We start from the raw sequence: 20,667 nt of genomic DNA on the forward strand, positions 1-20,667 counted from the left end.
CTAAATCGGTTCCCTGCGCACGGGTCTCCCTTGCGCAGGGGATCATCATTTTCTTAGAAAGCAGGTGTATGATTCAATGAATGAACTTGCAAAGCCATCTCCGCAGCAGCTGGCATGGCAGGATATGGAGCTGGGTATGTTCTGCCATTTCGGTATGAATACGTTTTGCGATCAGGAGTGGGGAGACGGAACGGATTCAGCGGAAATCTTTAATCCGGAGCAGTTGGATGCACGGCAGTGGGCCAGGAACGCAAAACGCGCAGGCTTCAAGTATCTGGTATTGACCGCAAAGCATCATGACGGATTCTGTCTGTGGCCGACAAAAACGACCGATTACTCCGTGAAGTCCAGCCCATGGAAAGGCGGCAAAGGGGATGTCGTCCGTGAGGTTGCCGATGCCTGCAGAGAGGAAGGGCTCCAGTTCGGATTATATCTGTCCCCCTGGGATCGGCATGAACCTTGCTATCCCGATAAAGAGGCTTATGACGATTTTTATGCGGAGCAATTAACGGAGCTTCTGACCGGGTATGGACCGTTGGTCGAAGTGTGGTTCGACGGAGCCGGTTCCCAAGGCAGGGAATACGATTGGAACAGAATCATCGGTCTGATTGATAAATACCAGCCGGATGCGATGGTCTTTAATATGGGGCGCCCAACGATTCGCTGGGTAGGGAATGAAGACGGCGTTGCGCCTTATCCGTGCTGGAATACGGCCACCACGGCGAAGGAGAGCATGTTCACCAGCGATATGATGACCTGGATGGAAGGGACTCCGTCTTGGGTACCGGCTGAATGCGATGTTCCGATCCGCAAGCGTCACTGGTTCTGGCATCCTGACGATGAAGCAAGCTTAAGAAGCTTGGAGGAAGTATTGGATATTTATTACCGCTCGGTCGGTCATGGCGCTACGCTGCTCTTGAATATATCCCCGGACAACCGCGGACTGCTGCCTGAAGTGGATGTGGAGCGTGTTATCGAATTCGGAGATGAAATCCGCCGCAGATTCGGGCTGCCGGTTGTCCAAACGAGTGGAGAAGGAACCGAGCTGCTTCTGAAGCTGGAGTATATTCAGCCAGTCAATCACGTCATTATCATGGAAGACATTGCCCATGGGGAGCGTGTGCGTGAATATGTGCTCGAAGCATTCAGCCATGGCGAATGGAAAGAGCTTGTACGTGGAAGTGCGATCGGGCATAAAAAAATCGACCGGTTCGACACGGTCGAAACCGATCAATTGCGGGTTCGTATTCTTTCCAGCGTGGAGCAGCCTTTGATCCGCAATTTGGCTGCATATCACGTGGAATGAAATTAGTAAAACCAAGAACAGACTGCCACGGCAGTCTGTTCTTGGTATTTGGTACTTCGTCTATATTTCTTAAGTGGAGCTTAGAAAATACGGCATGGGTATCTTGATTTTACGCGCTAATCACGTTACCGCAATAGTCGCATTCCTTCTCATCATTAGCATGCACGATGATCCTGGCTCCGCAGCTCGGGCATTCCATGGATCTAGGTCCGCGCCCCCGATCCTCGCTTTCATCGTATTCGTATTCGTTGTCTTCATATTCCTCATCACCATATTCGTCAACATATTCTTGTTCATAATCAGCATCATAGGCTTCATGATACTCTTCGGGCTCAAGTTCGAGGATGCCATTCTGAATTCGGCCGAAGGGCAGCATGTGCTCCGTGATCATAAAATCCAAGTCTCGAATGACGTGACTGGGAGATTGTTTCGTCTCTACGGCGATATGATCCATTTCTCTGATCCTTCTGTTCATAACAAGGTGGTAATACTGGTGCAATAATAGGCTGAATTTGCTGTCTGCCCGGCGGCCCAATATGAAAAAAACGATAGCCGGAATTAGAAGCATTATTCCATATATCCAGGCAGAATCCCAAAAAAGTTGAACATCCTCAGGGTTGTTAAAGTCAAAAGCTAAAATAAATAACCCCATGATTAAAATAAAAGTATAAACCCAAAGCCATCCAATCAGTCGATGATTTCTTCCCTTGCGAGCGTGATGAACATGAGTCGTAAGTACACGGAATAATGTCATCAAGAGACCGACGGGATATAATGTGAAGGCGAGTGTTAGGATGACACGGTCGAACTTGGAATATTTCGATTTATAAGGTAAATAATCTTCCATCTTTAGTACTCCTTCTCATACGGTACTATCAAATGTATGTATAATGGTCCTAATATACGATCATTGTATACGATTTATGGTCTTTGTTGTTGCATTATTTGGAAAAAAACAGTGCGGACATAAGGGGGACGGCAGACAAGGAAGCCTGGATGAGCTGTCTAAACGAACCTAGAAGCAGATATTCCATTCAATATGCGGGACATGTTATGGGTTGTTTTTTGGCAGGGGTTTATTCATACTGAATAAGATGTGCAGATGAATACCGCGCCCCTCAGGGTTTGAAAATATAGGAGGAACCATGTCCTGGAGCAAATTGAAGCAACAGCTGGAGAGCTTTCTCAGTCCTGCATTAGCTGGAAGAGTTGAATATCGCGCAACCGGTTATCGTTATTTACCTGATAAAGCAGGGCTTTGTTATATTTCGGTAGATAAAAAGAACGTACTTAATATGAGTGATAAAACCAGCTCCATAAGGTGGTATCAGACGGAGCTGGAAATTAAGAATGATCCCCATATCCAAATTCCGATCAGCGATGATGAATTGGAAGCTGTCAGAAAGGAAACCAAAGGGACCGTTCCAGAGGATCGTCTAAACGTCATTGCAAGAAATAGAAAAGTGTCCGTACTTGCAAAGGAGCTTTTGTCAGCACAGGCTGCATTAAGTAAATCCAATTTTGTCGCTACAGCGAATAAGTTCTTATCTACTTCTATAGAAGAAAGCATGGAGAGCGATGATATCTTATTGAATATTCTAGCTTTGGTAGACAGACGAGTTGGCAAAAAGCGGATTGTAAACATGGCCGAGAAGATGAAGTTAAAGCATCCGATTGTGCAGTATTTTTATGAACTGCGGCGCCGTGCGTGATGAGCATGAACTTGCATTGACGGGTCACATCGCTTTAGGAGTGCTTTCACTGCTACGATTAACATATACTGCCGTTTGATTTACGCTGCTTAAACATGCTATAAGTGAAGAAAAAGCAAGGACATGAACAGGTTGTATTTACTATTTTGGGATAAAGATTTGTCCTGGTATGTATAGAGGAGTATTGGATATGACAGATAATTTTTGGCGTGATTTACCGCGGCCTTTCTTTATACTGGCGCCCATGGAAGATGTGACGGATGTTGTGTTTCGCCATGTCGTAAGTGAAGCAGCCAGACCGGATGTGTTTTTTACGGAGTTTGCGAATACCGAGAGCTATTGTCACCCGGATGGGAACCACAGTGTGCGCGGACGTTTGACTTTTACGGAGGATGAACAGCCGATGGTAGCCCATATCTGGGGAGATAAGCCGGAATACTTTCGTCAGATGAGTATCGGCATGGCGAAAGAAGGGTTTAAAGGCATCGATATTAATATGGGTTGTCCTGTAGCGAATGTAGCGGAGAATGGGAAGGGGAGCGGCCTGATCTGCCGTCCCGACATTGCAGCGGAACTTATCCAAGCGGCCAAAGCCGGGGGACTGCCCGTCAGTGTAAAAACAAGGCTCGGTTTCACCGTGGTAGACGAATGGCGCGATTGGTTAACCCATATTTTGAAGCAAGACATTGTGAATCTGTCCATTCATCTGCGGACAAGAGAGGAAATGAGCAAGGTCAACGCTCACTGGGAACTGATTCCGGAGATTAAGAAGCTTCGTGATGAGGTTGCACCCGATACACTGCTAACCATTAACGGGGATATTCCTGACCGTCAGACCGGCCTGAAGTTCGCTGAACAATACGGTGTGGATGGCATTATGATCGGGCGCGGTATTTTTCATAATCCATTTGCTTTTGAGAAGGAGCCGAGGGATCATAGCAGTGAGGAATTGCTTGATCTGCTGCGGCTGCATCTGGATCTCCATGATCAATATTCGGCACAGATGCGGCGCTCCTTCAGCGCACTTGTCCGCTTCTTCAAAATCTATGTCCGTGGATTCCGAGGGGCAAGTGAACTCCGAAATAACTTAATGAACGCAAAGTCAACAAGTGAAGTACGTGCGCTGCTCGATGAATTTGGAAGCAAGGATCATGATGAGGTAGAGGAACGCGGAAATTAAATGGACAGTGAATTGGAAAACATGGCCGACTTGGCTGTGTTTTTTCTTTTGGAAATCTCATCCGTCATTCTTGCTATATCTTTTAGCTATAACTAGTTATGAGATTTTGGTATGCCTTATAACTCCTCTCGTCGTGATATGATATCGCTATACAACGAGGGGGTTATGTACATGACTGATAAGTTCCAGATCGTAGGAAGTTTGTTGCGGCCCGAAGAGCTGCTGAAATATAAAACGCAAATTGAACATCGTGATGATATCCAGTATCCGTTCTATGAAAACTTCGAAGGGTATGCCGAGTGCGAGACCGAGGCGATCAAACAGGTCGTGAAAAAGGAAATCGAGCATAACCTGTCGGTTATTACGGACGGCGAATTCTCCAAATCGATGTGGCATCTGGATTTTGTGTGGGGCTTTGACGGAGTTGAGCGGTATATCGCGGACCATGGCTACTTTTTCCGGGATGTGGACGGCACCTCGAAATATGAAACACGCAAAGATATCGGCCTGCGCATTACTGGCAAACTGAGCGGAAAGAATCATCACTTCATTAAGCTGTTCAAACAGCTGCAAGATACGGCTGGAGATCAGCAAACGAAACTTTGCGTACCGTCTCCTTCCCATATTTTCGGTGAGCTTTCCTGGTCGGATAACATTGGCGGCACGGATGCTATTTATCAGAACAAACAGGAGCTCAAAACGGGTCTTGTGAGCGCGTATAAGGAATTTGTGGCGGAATTCGCTGCGGCTGGCGGCAAAATCCTGCAGTTCGATGATTGCTTATGGGAGCTGTTTGCCGACGATAACCCGAACTCTCCGTTTACAGGGGAGCATATTAATCAAGCGGAAGTACAGGGTCTCGCCACGGAATTTATTGATATAAACAATACCGTGATTGACTTCGGTCATAGCCTCGGCTTGAAAATGTGGACACACAACTGCCGCGGCAACTACGATTCCCGCAACATGGGCGGTGGATCTTATGCGAAAATCGCCAACCTGTTCCTGAAGCAATTGAAATATGACCGCTTCTTCCTGGAGTGGGATGATGATCGTGCGGGTTCGATTGAAGCACTGGAGGTTTTCAAGGACAGACCGGAAACGGAGATTGTTCTGGGCTTGCTGTCTTCCAAAACCAATACGCTGGATGATGAAGCACGCGTCATCCGACTGCTTGACGAAGCATCCAAAATCATTGATAAGGATCGTCTGCTGCTCTCGCATCAATGCGGCTTTGCATCCTGCGATGGCGGTAACGAGTTAAGCGAAGCCGAGCAATGGGCGAAAATCGACCAGGGTCAACAGATTGCCAAGCAATACTGGAATAATTAGATTCGGATAAACATGATCTTGAGCTAAAAGGGATGACTCAAAGGGCCGCTAATGGACCCCGCGAGCCATCTCTTTTTGTATGCAGCGTGTTCCTCTGTTCAAAAGCAGAAACTACGAATCAGGTCGTGAATATGAATTGTATGCCTAGCTTCTTCTATACATCAAGCAGGCTGCAAAAGGCCGATTCCGTAGGCGAAGTCGGTCTGAAATGTCGCATCGAACAGGAGAAGCCTTCGCTGATGAAGAAGTTATATACTCCCAGGATGCTCTACCGGAATCATGAGCATGAGGCGATTCGTCTGGCGGCACTGGATATTTAGACCGTGCTTGAATAGAAGGGCTGTTTGGGGTGGATGGTTGCATCCATAGAATAGCCAGGTATGAATATCAAACTTGCATTATTTAATTTTCCGGGAGGTGAGCGAGTTGATGCTATATTTAAGTAACTTCAAACTCTCTTCGACCATTTCCAGCAACCCGAATATATATCCCGATCATGTGTTCAGGCACATGGCAGGGGAAGTTCTGCTGTTTGATCGAATCACGGTATTATACGGCAGTAACGGCTCCGGCAAATCCACCTTGCTGAATCTGATCGCCAACAAATTGGGAATGGCGGGCGCTGAGCGAATGGCCACTTATGGACACAGCATCTATGTTCAGCGGTTTATCGAGGAAAGCAGCTATCAACTCGGGCATGATGATCAGGAGCGTCCCCTATATAAGCTTCCCGATGGGAGCCGGTACGTCAAGTCAGAGGATCTGTTGTATGAAATCAAGAAAATACAGCAGGAAAGCGCGCTTCGCGAAGGGCTGCTGCATGAACAGTTCGTACAGGGAAAGAGCAAGGCTGAGGTAGAAGAGCTGGAGCAGTCGTATGAATTCAAGAAGAAGATGGATATCATTCAATTCGCTCAGGAGAAGTATTCGAACGGGGAAAGCTCGATGCAGTTTTTTGAGGAATATTTGCTTCCCGGGAAACTGTATTTATTGGATGAACCGGAAACTTCGCTTTCGCCGGCGAATCAAATCAAGCTGGCCGAGCAAATGAACGATTTGGCGCGTTATTTTGACAGTCAATTCATTATTGCCACGCATTCTCCCTTTGTTCTGGGTACGCTTCATGCGAAGATCTACAATCTGGATGCCAAGATTTTGCAAACGGCAGAATGGTTTGAGCTGGACAATGTACAATTCTTTTACCGATTTTTTCATAAGCATCAAAGATTGTTTGAATGAATAGGTTCAAGTAGCCAGAAGAGGTATCCTTCGAGTGAGGATATCTCTTTTTGGTATGGGTATTTTATCCACCTTGGCATATTGCCTGCTTGAATGTTGAACGTATAAGGATTGGAAGACAATTTGGCAGAGCAATGAAATGAATTGATTTTTATGCAGAAAGTTGTATAATCTACTTAATTAACGTTAATTAAAATACAGAAAAGGGGATGAACATGACCAGAACGAAGCTGAAAGAAGCTGCGCTGAGGTTATTCGGACAGAAGGGCTACGACGGTACGGCATTATCGGAAATCGCGAAGGAGGTCGGCGTCAAAACACCGGCAATCTACGCCTTTTTCGAAAGCAAGGAAGATCTGTTCATGACCGTTTTCGAAGAATCGATGAGCGCTTATAACGAATATATCCAAGCGATGGCAGAAACCAGCAAAGGAATGCGTACGGAGAAAAAACTGCATGCACTGCTGCTTCGCCAATACGATTTCCACCGGGACAAGCGGGAGCTTGCCGCATTTGCCTTCCGGTACTTAATTTTCCCGCCGGATTTCTTGCTGGATCGGATGCAGGAGGCGTTTGGGCGTTTCGATACGCTTCTGAGCAGCATTATCGGCGAGATCATGCAGGAAGGTCTGGATCGCGGCGAATTGGCCATCGTCCCGATGGAGACACTGGTGGATTCGTACCTCACCTTGATGGACGGGCTGGGCATGCAATATTACTACTATAAATCGCCGGAGCTGTTCGAACGGAAACTGAAACATGCCTTTGAGATGTTCTGGAGATCCGTCGAAGCTTAGGCAATCAACAAGATGGTACAGAAAGCAGAGGGTGGAACATGAGCAACGATACGAAAATAGAAGATTACGAACGGGAGCCCGTACCCCAGCATTTGCGGAAATCGTGGCTCTCGATGGCATTTGTCTGGATTGCGATTGGTATTGACCTGTCTGCAATGTTTCTGGGTGCGCAGCTCGGCGCGGGCATGAGCATCGGTGACTCGCTTACGGCGGTCATCGTCGGTTCAGCCATATTGGGTATAATCGGGGCTGTCTGCGCATATGTGGGAGCCAAAACGGGCCTGTCGACGGCCATGATCAGCCGTTTTCTGTTTGGGAACAAAGGGGCGTTAATCGTCTCGGTCATTCTCGGCATTTCATCGCTGGGCTGGTTCGGCGTTCAGGTCGGCTTCTTCGCTTCCAACTTCCAGACCGCGTTAAGCGAGCTATGGGATTGGCATTGGTCGCTCTGGGTACTGTCGATCATTGGCGGACTTCTGATGATGTCCACAGCGATCTGGGGCTACAGGGCGATTGAAAAATTAAGCGTCTGGTCGGTACCGCTGCTCGTCGTGTTTATCATTATCGCGCTGGTGATGGCGCTTAACGGGGAAGGGGGAAGCACCGTCTGGTCACCGTTTGAGGGTGAGGCCCTGCCGATGGGGACGGCGATATCGCTGGTCATCGGTATCTTTATCCTGGGAACGGCGCTGTCCCCTGACATCGCGCGCTGGGCCAAAACGCCAAAGCATGCGGTTACCGCAGCGTTTATCGGTTTCTTTGTTGGCAACAGCTTCATGACCATCATTGCGATCTTCCTGTCGCGTACGATGGATTCCGACGATCTGACGGGCATTCTTCTGACGCTCGGACTCGGGATTCCGGCGATTATCGTGCTGACACTGGCACAATGGACGACCAATACGAACAATTTGTATTCCGCGGGGCTGGGTTTCTCCGTTGTATTCAAACGGGTGCCTAAATCCGTGATCACGATTATTGCAGGCTTAATTGCAACAGCACTTGCTTGCTTTGGTATTTATGACCGTTTCATGACGTTCCTGACGTACATTACGATGCTTGTCGCACCGCTGGGCGGCATTTATACGGCTGAGTATTTGTTGGTGAACAAAAATAGATTCTCGTTTGACGGGCTGGACAGCAATCGGAGCTGGATTCCCCGCTCCATCGTCGTATGGGTCATAGCCACGTTCTTCGGGTTCATGACAACGATGGCCCCGGATGGGCTCGGATGGTTTCAGGTGACGCAGGTTCCGGCACTGGACAGCTTCTTGATGGCATTTATCGTACAAGCAATCATAGGCAAATGGGTAGTAAAGAAGGGATGAAGGCATGAACAAGGCAACCAGATTAACCACATTGGATGAACAGGCCATTGAATATATCGCGATCGGAGCTGCGGTGCTTGGCACGGGCGGCGGTGGAGATCCTCATGTCGGAAAATTGATGGCCATGGAGGCGATCCGCAAGTTTGGCCCGGTTCGAATCGCCCAGCTCGAAGAGTTGGACGATGAAGGGCTTATCGTGCCGGTATCGATGATCGGAGCACCGACGGTGATGCTGGAGAAAATCCCTTCGGCTGAACAGCTGACCAAGCCGCTTGATCTGATGGAGAGAGAACTCGGCCGCAAGGTGGATGCCGTTATGCCGATCGAGGTCGGCGGCGGCAACTCGCTCGTTCCGGTCATTGCGGCGGCACAGCGCGGAATTCCGCTCGTCGATGCCGATGCGATGGGGCGTGCGTTTCCCGAATCGCAGATGGTGACGTTCCATCTGGAAGGCATCCCGTGCAGCCCGGTGGCGATGGCGGACGAGCGAGGCAACAGCGCGCTGATGCATACGATTGACGGCGTGTGGGAAGAACGGATGGCGCGTGCGCTGACGGTGGAGATGGGGGGGTCTGCCTCCATCTGCGATTATCCGGTATCTGGCGCGCAGGTGAAGCAGAGCGCGATCGGCGGCACGCTGACGCTCGCCTATGAGATCGGGCGGACGCTGTTCGAAGCGAAGCAGCGGAAGCTGAATCCTGTGCGCGAATTGCTCGCGAAGCTGAATGGCCATGCCTTGTTCCATGGCAAGGCCGTGGATATCCGTCGCCGCATGGACGGCGGCTTTACGCGCGGCGAAGCGGTATTCGAAGGTACCGGTGAGAACAAGGGAAGAACGATGCGGCTGTTTTTCCAGAATGAGTTCCTGCTCGCCACCGTTGACGATCAACCGCTCGCCATTACGCCTGACCTGATTACGCTGTTGGATCAGGATACGGGTATGCCGGTGACGACGGAGAACTTGAAGTATGGTGCCCGGGTGACGGCAGCAGGTTTGCCATGCGATGACAAATGGCGCACGCCGAAAGGCATCGAGACGGCCGGGCCGAGATACTTCGGTTATGACTTTGATTACGTGCCGATCGAGACGTTGGCTTCGAAAGGAGGTGCGGCGAAATGACGCAGGTTACTACGACTGACACAAACCAGGTCTACCGTATCGGGATTGACGTGGGTGGAACGAATACGGACGCTGCCCTGCTGGATTCCGACTTGCGCTGCGTGCACAAGGTGAAGGTACACACGACTGCCGACGTGAATGAAGGCATCGTGGAGGCCGTTCGCCGGCTGCTGCACGAAAGCGGCGTGGATGGAGCAGACATTCGCTATGCGATGCTCGGCACCACGCATTGCACAAATGCGATCGTGGAACGCAAGCATCTCGGCCGGGTCGGCCTGATTCGTATCGGCGCTCCGGCAACGACAGCCGTTCCGCCGCTGGCCGGCTGGGACGAATCGCTGCGCGCGGCAGTTGGGCCGTATAGCTATGTCGCCTCAGGCGGCTATGAGTATGACGGCCGCAAGATCGCCAATCTTGATGAAGAGGAGATCGCCGAACTGTGCCGCCGGATGAGCGGCGAAGTCGACGCTGTGGCGGTATGCGGCGTATTTGCTCCTGTGAACCGAGAGCAGGAGAAGCGCGTTGGAGAGATCGTGCGCGAAGTGTTGGGTTCGGACATGCCGGTTACCTACTCCAGCGAGATCGGCAGCATCGGATTGCTGGAGCGGGAGAATGCCTCCGTGCTGAATGCGGCGCTGCTGCAAGTCATTGCGGGCGTGGTGCGCGGCTTTGAGGAAGCGCTGAACGGCTTCGGCATCCATGCGCAGCTGTACATTTGCCAGAATGACGGCACGTTGATGAAGAGCGAATATGCACTCCGCTACCCGATTCTGACGATTGCGTGCGGACCGACGAATTCGATTCGGGGCGCGGCGCATTTGTCCGGGCTGAGCGACGCGCTGGTCGTCGATATCGGCGGCACGACGACGGATATCGGCGTGCTCGTGCAAGGCTTCCCGCGCCAGTCGTCGGCAGCGGTGGATATCGGCGGCATTCGCACGAATTTCCGGATGCCGGACATTTTGTCCATTGGCCTCGGCGGCGGGACGATCGTCCGGCTGGACGATGCAGGTGGTGTAACGGTTGGCCCGGACAGCGTGGGCTACAAGCTGACGACACGGGCCCGCATTTTTGGCGGAGATACGCTGACGACGACGGACGTAGCCGTGAAGCTGGGCCGTGCAGCATGGCCGGGCACAAACGCGGATACCGTGGACGAAGCTGTATGCGGTAAGGTGGATGCCGTCATGCAGCAGATTCTGGAGGATGCCATAGACCGGATGAAAACGAGTGCCGACCCGGTCGATGTCATTCTGGTCGGTGGCGGCAGTCTGTTGGTACCGGAGATGCTGGCAGGGGCAAGCCGAATCATTCGGCCGGATAACTATGATGCGGCGAACGCGATCGGCGCAGCGCTGGGTGAGGTTAGCGGCGAGTCGGAGCGAATCTATTCGCTGGACGACTGGAGCTATGACGACGTCATCCGCGCTGCGAAGGAAAGCGCCATGAACGAGGCAGCTGCCGCTGGCGCGAATCCGGAGACCGTACAGATTGTGTCCGTCGAGGACATTCCGATTGCGTATTTACCGGGCAATGCGCTGCTTGTGAAAGTGAAAGCTGCGGGTAAGCTGTAACGCGCAAGGCATTAGCCTCGCTTGGCAGCTTTACGGCCACATGAGGAGTGTGAGCATAGCTAGCGAGCGTTCGGATATCGGTGTTCGGCGGCAACGGCGTGCGAACAGAGTAACATGAAACATGAAATGGTGATACGGAACGAACCCGTATCACCATTTTTTTATTCCGAGAGCATGACTCCCCTGATGAACTTGGCGCAAGAAAAGCAGGGAACCATCAATAGGCCGATAATCAAGCGGCTTGTCTTCTTTTTGATATTTTCCATGATGCTGCGGGTCCGAGATAAGGAAAATACACACAGTGAAGTCAGAGGCTTTTTTCAAGGGGAGGTCCTCGACTCGGGTAATCAAATATGCAACAATAGAGGATCAGGTGCACAGGAGAATGGACCCTAGGCACAGCAATGCAAGCCGCAAGATCGCTTACCAATTTACGTTCCAATAATTTATACTATATAAGCTAGAATATATCTAAGGAGCTGCCGAATCCGAAATGAACAAAAAAGAAGTCGCCAATATACGCAAGCAATTTAAGCTGGATCACGATTTAATGAATATTTACGATATTCTCAATGTCTATATTACGAATGAAACGAATGAAATCTATCATTGGGAGCGCCTGCCGTTCGAGCTGGTGGATCGGGAGAAGCAAGAGTTATACATGGGGAATTTCAAAAAACTGCTGACCGGCGAACTGGATCAAAAATTGTTCGAATTAAGGTTTCAGGAAGCAGCGGAGGAACCGGCGCAGGTCATGCTTCACCAAGCTCTCGTGTCGGGTGATCCGGAAGAATGGCAGGACTTGATGCTGATGCTGGTGGATCGAATGCTGAAGGATGCCCAATATGAGCGGGATATGGTGGTCACGTTCGTTCGGGGACAGTATTATATGCCGACCAAGGCGAGAAACGATGAAGCGGAAGAGAGCGAGAAGAACGAGGTGTTCGCCCATCCGTTCATTTTATGCAGCGTGAATTCTACGGAGAAACAACGGAAGACGCTCTTGTTCGATTATGTGGAGCGGGAGTTCAAGTACAATGTCATTGTAGATCCGATTATCAAGTTAAGCACGCCGGAGCAAGGATTCCTGTATCCTAGCGTGACGGACAATTATTCCGATGTGAATCGTATTTTGTATTGTACGGGAAAATCGAATTTTCCGGATCCGCATTTTGTCGAACAGGTCTTGAACGGAGAAAGATCCGTGACGGCACTGGAAGAGCGAGCGATCTTCGAAGATATCGTCAAGGAAGTGGCCGGCGAACAGCTCGATTCAGCCACCATTGCCCAGGTGTACGAGGAAATCAACCGGGTGATCGAAATTAACGAAGAGACGAAGGAGGAAGAACCTCCGAAGCTGGATTATAAAGATCTGGAGCGCGTATTGAACGCAAGCGGTGTGGAGGACGTGACGACCGAGAAGGTGGAGCGGGCATTCGAAACCATCGTGGACAACAAGAACTATGAAATGAAAGCAACCAGCGTCATGCCGAAGTATACTTCCAAATCCATTAAGATCGAAACCAAGGTGGCTACGATTTCGATTAGCCCGCAGGATTTAAGGTATGTCAAACAGGTGAATTTCCAAGGTAAACGCTGCATCATGATTGAAGTCGACGAAGATGTCGCGATTGAAGGGTTTACGCTAGCTTCAGAGACGCTTTTAAGTTAAATCAGTTCCATTTCAGACAAGATCAGGTATCGTACGTAGGAACAGACCGCTATCCCACAGTTGGATGGCGGTCTGTTTGTTTTTTGCCTTTTGGAAAATTCCTTTCTGATTCAGCAATTGTAAGCGCAGAAGAAGAAAAAATGTGAGGTGGGAGCCCTTCCGGATTCTTCGGATGGGTTCTTTGTTTGCTTGAGCCTCGTGTTTCCTCAGGAATGGAGGGGAATTCCCTTAGCGAGTAGTTGAGCGAAATCCTTCTTGAGGATGATGATGAAGATAAGTATCCGGGGCTGCTCCATATCGGCGAGCAAGGCTGCAGCTACGAAACAGGGGAATACCGGAGCAAAGGGATCTATGTCGACCTGGATAGCTGAAAGGCGGTTTTCACCTATGAAGCGAACTTCCTGGACTGGTACGAGCTTTGGCTGGATGAGACCTAAGAACACACACTATCTTCACATCTTAGTTGATAATATATTTACAAGGGATAAATACCTTTTTGGGTTCTACTACAAGGACTTCCTTCTATACATAAGGAAGTCCTATGCAAGGATAAACGAGTAAAAAAATCTAAATGAAATCTGTTCGAAATTATGGATTTATCTAATGAAGAAAGGGGGAGCCCATGATCAAGAGTTTACCGCATGAAGTGCTTGTCGCGATACAACCTCATGAACCTTATGACGTTATCTACTGGATGTTATGTGATCGAAGGTTGGATGGCGAAGGTTTCGCGAGTACGTATTTAATTCTGAGTAAGGAAAAGCTTTTCGTTGTGTCATTCCCAGGGGATGAGGCGAATGTAGAGTCCATTGATATTGACAATATTGAAACCGCATTCACCGTCAATTTAATCGCCTCCGGTATCCTTGTTCTAAAAGAGGGCGAGGAGCGGGCCATCGGAGCATTTACGAATGGACAGATGGGGAGTGCTGCCAAGTTTGTCTCGATCTTTACTAAGATGAAGAAGAAAGAAGACATTCGCGATGAAGATGTTGAAGATCGTCAGGAGAACATCACTTGTCCAACATGCGGAATGAGATATCCCGAAGAAGGCAGGCCAATTTGTCCGAAATGTATGAAGAAGCATGCCATCTTCTCTAGGCTGCTTAGATTTGCTGGACAGTATAAACTTTTGATGTTTTTCATTGTTCTATTTATGCTGCTCAATTCGGCTACAGGCCTTGCCATACCCTATCTGCAAGGTACGGTATTGTTCGACCAAGCACTTGGGAATACCGGGGACTTCGCTGGACGAATTGGTCTCGTGATCCTACTCATTTTCGGTTTTCGAACGATTTCCTTATTGTTCGGGGTTCTATTTAGCATGATCAATGCCAGATTGGCGGCGAATGTCGTATTTGACTTGAAGGCAAGCGTGTTCGCTGCGATGCAGCGGTTATCGCTTAGTTTTTTTCAGAAAAAACAAACCGGTCAGCTCATGACCAGGGTTAGCAATGATGCGCAAGAATTGCAGTATTTTTTCGTGGATGGCATTTCTTACTTTATCGTCAATGCCATGAATATCGTCGGTATTACAACCATTATGTTGATTATGGACTGGAAACTCACATTGATCTGCTTCATCCCGATTCCATTTGTCTTGCTGCTGATCCGATGGGTGTTCCCTAAGCTTTGGCGGTTGTCTTGGCGGAGACACAGACGTGTGAGCATGCTCAACGCCATGATCAGTGATACGATACAGGGTACGCGAGTCGTAAAAGCATTTGGAAAAGAACGTCAAGAGCTTGAGCGTTTCCAGAGAGCGAATTCATCCTATTCTGAATCGGAACAGTCCTTTAACCTGATGAGCAGTACAATCTTCCCGATATTAACGATTGTTACTCAATTCGGGGGCATCTTAATCTGGGCTTTCGGTGGTTGGAGAGTGATGCAAGGTAGTCTCTCGTTCGGTGAAATTATGACTTTTGTAAGTTATATTTACATGCTGTACGGTCCACTGCAGTTTATGAATAACATTGTCAATTGGTGGTCCAGTTGTATGAGTGCGGCACAGCGCATTTTTGAAATACAGGATTCCGTTTCCGATGTTGTTGAAAGGGAGGATGCGGTTCCTCTGGAGCGCTTGAATGGTGATATTCGACTTTCCCATGTCACCTTCGGTTATGAGCCGAACAAGTTGATACTGAAAGATGTGTCAATGCATGCCAAACCAGGCCAGATGATTGGTGTCGTAGGACATTCGGGTGCAGGTAAATCCACACTCGTGAATCTGATTTCTCGCCTATATGATGTTACAGATGGTGAAATCATGATAGACGGAGTTAACGTGAAGGATCTCAAAATCGATACGATGCGTAAAAATATCGGGATTGTGTCGCAAGAACTATATGTGTTCATGGGAACAATTGCCGAGAATATTGCTTACGCTGATCCTGAATGCTCGATGGATGACATCATTAACGCTGCTCGAATTGCGAATGCGCATGATTTCATTGAAAAGCTGCCTGATGGTTATGACACGATCGTAGGTACTGGAGGTCATATTCTATCTGGTGGAGAAAAGCAAAGAATATCCATCGCACGAGCGGTTCTGCATAATCCCAAAATTTTAATCCTGGATGAAGCAACGGCCTCACTGGATACCGAGACGGAACTTCAAATTCAAGAAGCACTTGAAACGTTAATTCAAGGCAGAACGACGATAGCGATTGCACATCGGTTGTCTACATTAAGAAATGCGGATTACTTACTGGTTATGGATGGAGGCAAGGTTGTTGAAGAAGGGACACATGAACAATTAATGATGATAAAAGGCATATACCATGGCTTAGTACAAAAGCATGATGAAGCGCTGAGCATGAGAAGGGTGGGTTAATCTTTTAATGCATATCACGGAACCTAATCAATCCGATTTGTCTGTCGCAGCGAGCATGAATTATTTAACGGCTGATAACACAGTGTTTACAAAAACAGAAGGCCAAATGCTTATGGTTCAAGTGAATGATGAAAAATATCCGGCGGTATATTTGCACTGCTCCTTCCCACACACCAATAGAAGAGTATATATATCGGTACGCACAGGTGAGAATAAAGAAATTGGCATCATCAAGTCTTTGGATGAAGATTTTCCGAAGGATACCGTTAGCCTGCTTGAGGCGCAAATAAAAATGAGATATTTTGCTCCTGAGATAACGAAACTGATCAGAATTAAAGAAGAATTCGGGTACTCCTACTGGGAAACCGAAACCGTTTCCGGGAGTGTACGGTTTACGGTTCGCAGCGGCGGAGGGAATGTGAAGCTCGTAACCGATCGTAAACTATTAATTATCGATGTGTATGGGAACCGATTCGTCATCGAGGATATCAAGCATCTAAGCGAAAAGGAATATCGACTGGTGGAAATGTATATATAGGGGGGGGGCTGCGATGAACCTTCAATTTAAGCTATCAGAGCAAGATCTTCTAGCTGTTCAGCAAGCCTTAGGAGAAAATATTACGTATTGCGTCCCCGCCGATTTATCGTTTGACAGCCGAAGAACGGATGGTTACTTTGTGATTGGGGAGACCAAGTGGGTCCACGTAGACAATGGGACAGTTACCGAAACCTGTGGTATTCATGAGGCACATGATTATAAGGTTGTTCCTTTAATCGGCAATGTGATCATGGAGGCGACGCATATGCAGACCCCGAGGATCATCATCCGGTGCACGATGCAGCATGCGGCAAGGCTCTCTTACATCGCTCAAATTCTGAATTACATGGCTTCGAACAGTAAGATCCGAATCTACAACAATGAGAGCGAGAGTGTATGTTCACAATGTGGCGGCTACCTTGTTAAAGGTACTAGGTTATGCCCGAAGTGTATGAATAAAGGAGCTGCCTTTAAGAAACTCTGGGACGTTTCGAAGTCGCATTGGAAAATATTGATCACGGCACTCGCCGTTTTATTAATCATGTCGGCTGTTACGTTAACAGGCCCTTATTTTCAAAAAATACTCGTGAATTCGGCTTTGCAGCCGCCAGACGGCGTAAACCCAAGTACGCGGATATTTCTAATGGCTGTCGCGGGGATTGCATTTGGTTTAGTGGCAGGAGAGCTGCTAGGGGTATTAAGGGGTAGAATTATGGCCCGTGTAAGCTCAAGAATTGCAGCGGATCTGCGTAATTTTGTCTTTGAGAAGGTTCAAAGCTTGTCGCTTGGATTCTTAACCTCGCAGCGTGCTGGCGATATCATGAACCGAATTAATTCTGATACAGACCGCATCCGGAATTTGATTCAAGAAGTATTTTCGATGGCTATTTATCAAGTCATTATGCTGGCCGCTGTGAGTTTCCTGCTATTTCATACCGATTGGCAGCTTGCCCTTATTATTATTTTGCCGGCGCCCATCGTTGTATATATTCAATATTTTGTTTGGAAAGTCGTGCTTAGAAAGCTCTTTCGCAAGCAGTGGCGGGTTCATGATAAAGCCAATTCATTCCTGCATGATGTGCTGAGCGGGATTCGAGTGGTTAAAGCATTCGGTAAAGAGGCGCGGGAGATTAAGCGGTTCAGAGCCTATCATCGGGAGTATGCCTTAGCTACAATCCAAAGTGAAAAAGTATACAGTTATTTATCGCCTATTTCTCATTACTTGATCCAGATTGGACAATATTTTGTATTGCTAGTAGGCTGCAATATGATTCTGGGCGGGAGGCTGTCCCTTGGCGAATTAGTTCAGTTTACGGGTTACGCAGCCATGATCTATGGCCCACTTGGATGGTTAATGAATATGCCTAGATGGATCGCGAACGCCCTAATTTCTGTCGAGCGTGTATTCTCTGTCATTGATGAACAGCCGGAGATCATCGACACGGCGAAGTCCACGAAGCACAGGATCGATGGGACGATAAGTTTTAAGAATGTTACCTTCGGATACCAATCATATGAACCCGTGCTCAAGTCCATCGATGTCGATATCAAGCAGGGGGAAATGATAGGACTCGTTGGTCACTCGGGATCGGGAAAGTCTACGTTTATCAATCTCATCACCCGCTTCTATGATGTCAATGAAGGAACGATAAGCATCGACGGTGTGGATATTAGAGATATCAAGCAGGAGGATTTACGTTCTCAAATCGGGGTTGTGCTGCAGGAGACATTTTTGTTCAGTGGAACGATCATGAATAATATCAAGTATTCAAAACCAGAGGCAACGATGGAAGAAGTGATACAGGCTGCAAAAATTGCCAATGCTCATCATTTTATTAGCCAGTTCCCAGACGGTTATGATACCAAACTGGAGGAGAACGGGAATAATATTTCAGGTGGTGAAAGACAGCGGCTTGCCATTGCTAGAGCCGTGTTGAACAATCCTAGAATCCTAATATTGGATGAAGCAACGGCTTCGCTAGACATCGAGACAGAGTCGGAAATCCAAGAAGCGCTGCAGCGTGTCACCAAGAACCGGACAACCATTGCCATAGCACATCGACTGGTCACATTGAAAAATGCGGATCGACTTCTTGTACTGAATAAAGGAGTCATTGCAGAAATCGGGACCCATGAAGAATTAATCGAGAAGCAAGGAATATATTACAAGCTGGTAACGGCCCAGCGAAACATGTCTAAGACCCAAACCGAACGGGTGCTGGAGCCCACCTTGCATACTTGATGCATTCGGATACTGCAAGCCCGGAGGATAAGCGGCCCTGATTCCAAAAAGATAGAACCTATCCCGGTCTTTGTCGGGATAGGTTCTTTATCCAAAGAGGGGAGTTCGGTCATAAATGCTTGAAGCGATGGAAAGGGAACGAAAGGCGAGTCCTTTGTCCACAGTTATATTAAAAATTCACACGAAACACACATGATAATCACTGGAAATTCACACCGGATTATGAATTTTTTGATACATTATATCTAATCCATTCATCTGACATATCCAAAGGAGGGGGCGCGTCACTAAATGTATATTCTGTACGATTTAGTGTAAGGGCTTACATGGTGAGCCTACAATTCGAATGGGGGGCATTTTATGAAAAAGTTCAAAAAACTACGGTTTATGTTACTTATTTCTACGTTCCTTGTTTCAATCTTACTCTCTGCATGCGTAAGTCCAAATAGTGATGAAGTTAAATCGGATGAGAATAAGACAGAAGATGTAACCGATTCAGGTGAGCAAGTGACGATTAAATTTATGACACCTTGGGGTGCGGAAGAAGTTAAAAGCCGACTTTCGGATGCACTGGAGGCAAAATACCCGAATATTAAAATCGAACATATTGGTGCATTTGCATCTGCTGAGAAAATCCAGGAAGCCAATGCCGCGAATAATTCTCCAGATATTATGCTCGTAACCGATCCGTTCGTGACATTAAACGAGTTGGAAATGACCTATCCTTTGGATAGTTTGATTGCTGAAAGTAATCTGGATTTGACTAAATTCCGTGATGGCGCAATTGATGCCATTCGATTACGTGATCCGGAACAGCAGGGCCGATTACTTGGCTTACCATTTGAAGATGTTGTCGTGAATCTATTCTATAACAAAGATATTTTCGATAAGATGGGTATTGAATATCCAAGTGAAACACCAACATGGGATGAAGTTCTCGATAAGGCAGCGAAGCTTGCAGGAAAGCATGGTGACAGCAAATACGTTGGCTTAGCCACACGTGGCCTATCCCAAGCGATGCTTCAGTTATCCGCTCCTGGTACAAATCCGGAAACAGGAGAAATTATGTTTGAGAAAGATCCTGCTTTCGCTAAATATTTTGATTTAATCCATCGTGTCGTGAGTATCCCGGACAATGTTCCCGCTGAATCAGAGAAGGATGATTTTGGCTTTGAAAAAGGGAATGTCGCCATGATCCTGTCCTTTGTAAACAGTGCTAATTTATATGCTCATACAGAAGGTTTGAATTTCGGTATGTCTGCGTACCCAAGCTGGAGCGAGCTTCCGGGTGTATTGCCAAACAACGTACCGCTTACACTGGCTATTAACCCGAACAGTGAACACATTAAAGAGGCGTTTCAAGTGTTAGAATTCGCAGTTTCTGATGAGAACCAGAAGAATTTATCCATTGGCGGAGCTCCTCCAGTGGTTAAGAACGCTGAAATACGACAATATATGGCGGGCGAAGATAATGTAGGCGTTTATAACATTGATGCTGCCTATAAAGGAGAACCGGCTAAACCGGTCTATTCACCTTTTGGTCCAGACATTTTCTATTACGAAGCCAACATTATTGATGATAAGACGGCAGAGTTTATTAAATTGAACGACAAGGAAGACATAAACACATTTTTACGCAAAATGGTAGAGGAATATGATGCGTTATTGAAAGAGAAAGAGAGCAAGAAATAAAGTCATGCATTATACCAGATTATGATTAAATAAGGAGAAGCAGGCTTGTATAAGAAATGCCTACTTCTTCTTGTTCTTATTTTTAATTCGTGCTGCTTA

17 protein-coding genes are annotated in these 20,667 nt (G+C 47.7%); 16 read left to right on the plus strand and 1 reads right to left on the minus strand.

Features of this window, described 5'->3' with window-relative positions; genetic code table 11:
* The first annotated feature begins 76 nt into the window (after nucleotides 1-76).
* Nucleotides 77-1,306: an alpha-L-fucosidase gene (locus OHJ21_RS25205; RefSeq protein ID WP_486021459.1), complete on the plus strand. Its 1,230-nt coding sequence runs from the start codon at nucleotides 77-79 to the stop codon at nucleotides 1,304-1,306.
* A gap of 109 nt (nucleotides 1,307-1,415) precedes the next feature.
* Here OHJ21_RS25205 and OHJ21_RS25210 read toward each other — a convergent pair whose 3' ends face one another.
* A complete protein-coding gene (locus OHJ21_RS25210; RefSeq protein ID WP_486021460.1) occupies nucleotides 1,416-1,760 on the minus strand; it encodes a hypothetical protein in 345 nt (114 codons plus the stop codon).
* Nucleotides 1,761-2,451: 691 nt separating this feature from the next.
* Between OHJ21_RS25210 and OHJ21_RS25215 the strand changes: the two genes are divergently transcribed.
* The 15 genes from OHJ21_RS25215 (at nucleotide 2,452) to OHJ21_RS25285 (ending at nucleotide 20,568) form a co-directional block, all read left to right on the plus strand.
* Nucleotides 2,452-3,018, plus strand: a complete 567-nt coding sequence (locus OHJ21_RS25215; protein ID WP_486021461.1) for an SF0329 family protein — start codon at nucleotides 2,452-2,454, stop codon at nucleotides 3,016-3,018.
* 190 nt (nucleotides 3,019-3,208) lie between these two features.
* The gene (locus OHJ21_RS25220; protein WP_486021462.1) at nucleotides 3,209-4,198 is read left to right on the plus strand and encodes a tRNA dihydrouridine synthase; all 990 of its coding nucleotides are present in this window, start codon (nucleotides 3,209-3,211) and stop codon (nucleotides 4,196-4,198) included.
* Nucleotides 4,199-4,369: 171 nt separating this feature from the next.
* Entirely contained in the window at nucleotides 4,370-5,530 is a 1,161-nt protein-coding gene (locus OHJ21_RS25225; protein WP_486021463.1) for a cobalamin-independent methionine synthase II family protein, read from the plus strand.
* A 131-nt stretch (nucleotides 5,531-5,661) separates the two neighbouring features.
* On the plus strand, nucleotides 5,662-5,850 hold the full coding sequence (locus OHJ21_RS25230) for a hypothetical protein (RefSeq protein WP_133120356.1): 189 nt from the start codon (nucleotides 5,662-5,664) through the stop codon (nucleotides 5,848-5,850).
* 109 nt (nucleotides 5,851-5,959) lie between these two features.
* The gene (locus OHJ21_RS25235) at nucleotides 5,960-6,769 is read left to right on the plus strand and encodes an AAA family ATPase (RefSeq protein ID WP_486021464.1); all 810 of its coding nucleotides are present in this window, start codon (nucleotides 5,960-5,962) and stop codon (nucleotides 6,767-6,769) included.
* A gap of 215 nt (nucleotides 6,770-6,984) precedes the next feature.
* Nucleotides 6,985-7,566, plus strand: a complete 582-nt coding sequence (locus tag OHJ21_RS25240; protein ID WP_486021465.1) for a TetR/AcrR family transcriptional regulator — start codon at nucleotides 6,985-6,987, stop codon at nucleotides 7,564-7,566.
* A gap of 38 nt (nucleotides 7,567-7,604) precedes the next feature.
* Complete coding sequence (locus OHJ21_RS25245; protein ID WP_486021466.1) at nucleotides 7,605-8,894, plus strand: cytosine permease; 1,290 nt, start codon at nucleotides 7,605-7,607, stop codon at nucleotides 8,892-8,894.
* Between the two features lie 4 nt (nucleotides 8,895-8,898).
* Complete coding sequence (locus OHJ21_RS25250; RefSeq protein WP_326117393.1) at nucleotides 8,899-10,014, plus strand: S-methyl thiohydantoin desulfurase family protein; 1,116 nt, start codon at nucleotides 8,899-8,901, stop codon at nucleotides 10,012-10,014.
* Entirely contained in the window at nucleotides 10,011-11,588 is a 1,578-nt protein-coding gene (locus tag OHJ21_RS25255; RefSeq protein WP_486021467.1) for a hydantoinase/oxoprolinase N-terminal domain-containing protein, read from the plus strand. Before OHJ21_RS25250 ends, OHJ21_RS25255 begins: the two co-directional genes overlap by 4 nt.
* 493 nt (nucleotides 11,589-12,081) lie before the next feature.
* The gene (locus OHJ21_RS25260) at nucleotides 12,082-13,260 is read left to right on the plus strand and encodes a DUF4317 domain-containing protein (protein WP_486021468.1); all 1,179 of its coding nucleotides are present in this window, start codon (nucleotides 12,082-12,084) and stop codon (nucleotides 13,258-13,260) included.
* Between the two features lie 239 nt (nucleotides 13,261-13,499).
* Nucleotides 13,500-13,631, plus strand: coding sequence for a hypothetical protein (locus OHJ21_RS25265; protein ID WP_486021469.1), 132 nt, complete (start codon nucleotides 13,500-13,502; stop codon nucleotides 13,629-13,631).
* Nucleotides 13,632-13,882: 251 nt separating this feature from the next.
* The gene (locus OHJ21_RS25270) at nucleotides 13,883-16,096 is read left to right on the plus strand and encodes an ABC transporter ATP-binding protein (RefSeq protein WP_486021470.1); all 2,214 of its coding nucleotides are present in this window, start codon (nucleotides 13,883-13,885) and stop codon (nucleotides 16,094-16,096) included.
* 7 nt (nucleotides 16,097-16,103) lie between these two features.
* Nucleotides 16,104-16,634: a DUF1854 domain-containing protein gene (locus OHJ21_RS25275; protein WP_486021471.1), complete on the plus strand. Its 531-nt coding sequence runs from the start codon at nucleotides 16,104-16,106 to the stop codon at nucleotides 16,632-16,634.
* A gap of 13 nt (nucleotides 16,635-16,647) precedes the next feature.
* A complete protein-coding gene (locus OHJ21_RS25280; RefSeq protein ID WP_486021472.1) occupies nucleotides 16,648-18,876 on the plus strand; it encodes an ABC transporter ATP-binding protein in 2,229 nt (742 codons plus the stop codon).
* A gap of 360 nt (nucleotides 18,877-19,236) precedes the next feature.
* The gene (locus OHJ21_RS25285; protein ID WP_486021473.1) at nucleotides 19,237-20,568 is read left to right on the plus strand and encodes an ABC transporter substrate-binding protein; all 1,332 of its coding nucleotides are present in this window, start codon (nucleotides 19,237-19,239) and stop codon (nucleotides 20,566-20,568) included.
* Nucleotides 20,569-20,667: the final 99 nt, after the last annotated feature.

It is taken from the genome of Virgibacillus sp. LDC1, from assembly GCF_025792345.1.
Classification (GTDB): domain Bacteria; phylum Bacillota; class Bacilli; order Paenibacillales; family Paenibacillaceae; genus Paenibacillus_AQ; species Paenibacillus_AQ lautus.

Coding starts and splice junctions, on each gene's coding strand:
- OHJ21_RS25285 (WP_486021473.1), top strand. CDS start 19,237: ATGAAAAAGTTCAAAAAACTACGGTTTATGTTACTTATTTCTACGTTC.
- OHJ21_RS25220 (WP_486021462.1), top strand. CDS start 3,209: ATGACAGATAATTTTTGGCGTGATTTACCGCGGCCTTTCTTTATACTG.
- OHJ21_RS25230 (WP_133120356.1), top strand. CDS start 5,662: ATGAATTGTATGCCTAGCTTCTTCTATACATCAAGCAGGCTGCAAAAG.
- OHJ21_RS25275 (WP_486021471.1), top strand. CDS start 16,104: ATGCATATCACGGAACCTAATCAATCCGATTTGTCTGTCGCAGCGAGC.
- OHJ21_RS25260 (WP_486021468.1), top strand. CDS start 12,082: ATGAACAAAAAAGAAGTCGCCAATATACGCAAGCAATTTAAGCTGGAT.
- OHJ21_RS25215 (WP_486021461.1), top strand. CDS start 2,452: ATGTCCTGGAGCAAATTGAAGCAACAGCTGGAGAGCTTTCTCAGTCCT.
- OHJ21_RS25245 (WP_486021466.1), top strand. CDS start 7,605: ATGAGCAACGATACGAAAATAGAAGATTACGAACGGGAGCCCGTACCC.
- OHJ21_RS25280 (WP_486021472.1), top strand. CDS start 16,648: ATGAACCTTCAATTTAAGCTATCAGAGCAAGATCTTCTAGCTGTTCAG.
- OHJ21_RS25225 (WP_486021463.1), top strand. CDS start 4,370: ATGACTGATAAGTTCCAGATCGTAGGAAGTTTGTTGCGGCCCGAAGAG.
- OHJ21_RS25235 (WP_486021464.1), top strand. CDS start 5,960: ATGCTATATTTAAGTAACTTCAAACTCTCTTCGACCATTTCCAGCAAC.
- OHJ21_RS25240 (WP_486021465.1), top strand. CDS start 6,985: ATGACCAGAACGAAGCTGAAAGAAGCTGCGCTGAGGTTATTCGGACAG.
- OHJ21_RS25205 (WP_486021459.1), top strand. CDS start 77: ATGAATGAACTTGCAAAGCCATCTCCGCAGCAGCTGGCATGGCAGGAT.
- OHJ21_RS25210 (WP_486021460.1), bottom strand. CDS start 1,760: ATGGATCATATCGCCGTAGAGACGAAACAATCTCCCAGTCACGTCATT.
- OHJ21_RS25270 (WP_486021470.1), top strand. CDS start 13,883: ATGATCAAGAGTTTACCGCATGAAGTGCTTGTCGCGATACAACCTCAT.
- OHJ21_RS25250 (WP_326117393.1), top strand. CDS start 8,899: ATGAACAAGGCAACCAGATTAACCACATTGGATGAACAGGCCATTGAA.
- OHJ21_RS25255 (WP_486021467.1), top strand. CDS start 10,011: ATGACGCAGGTTACTACGACTGACACAAACCAGGTCTACCGTATCGGG.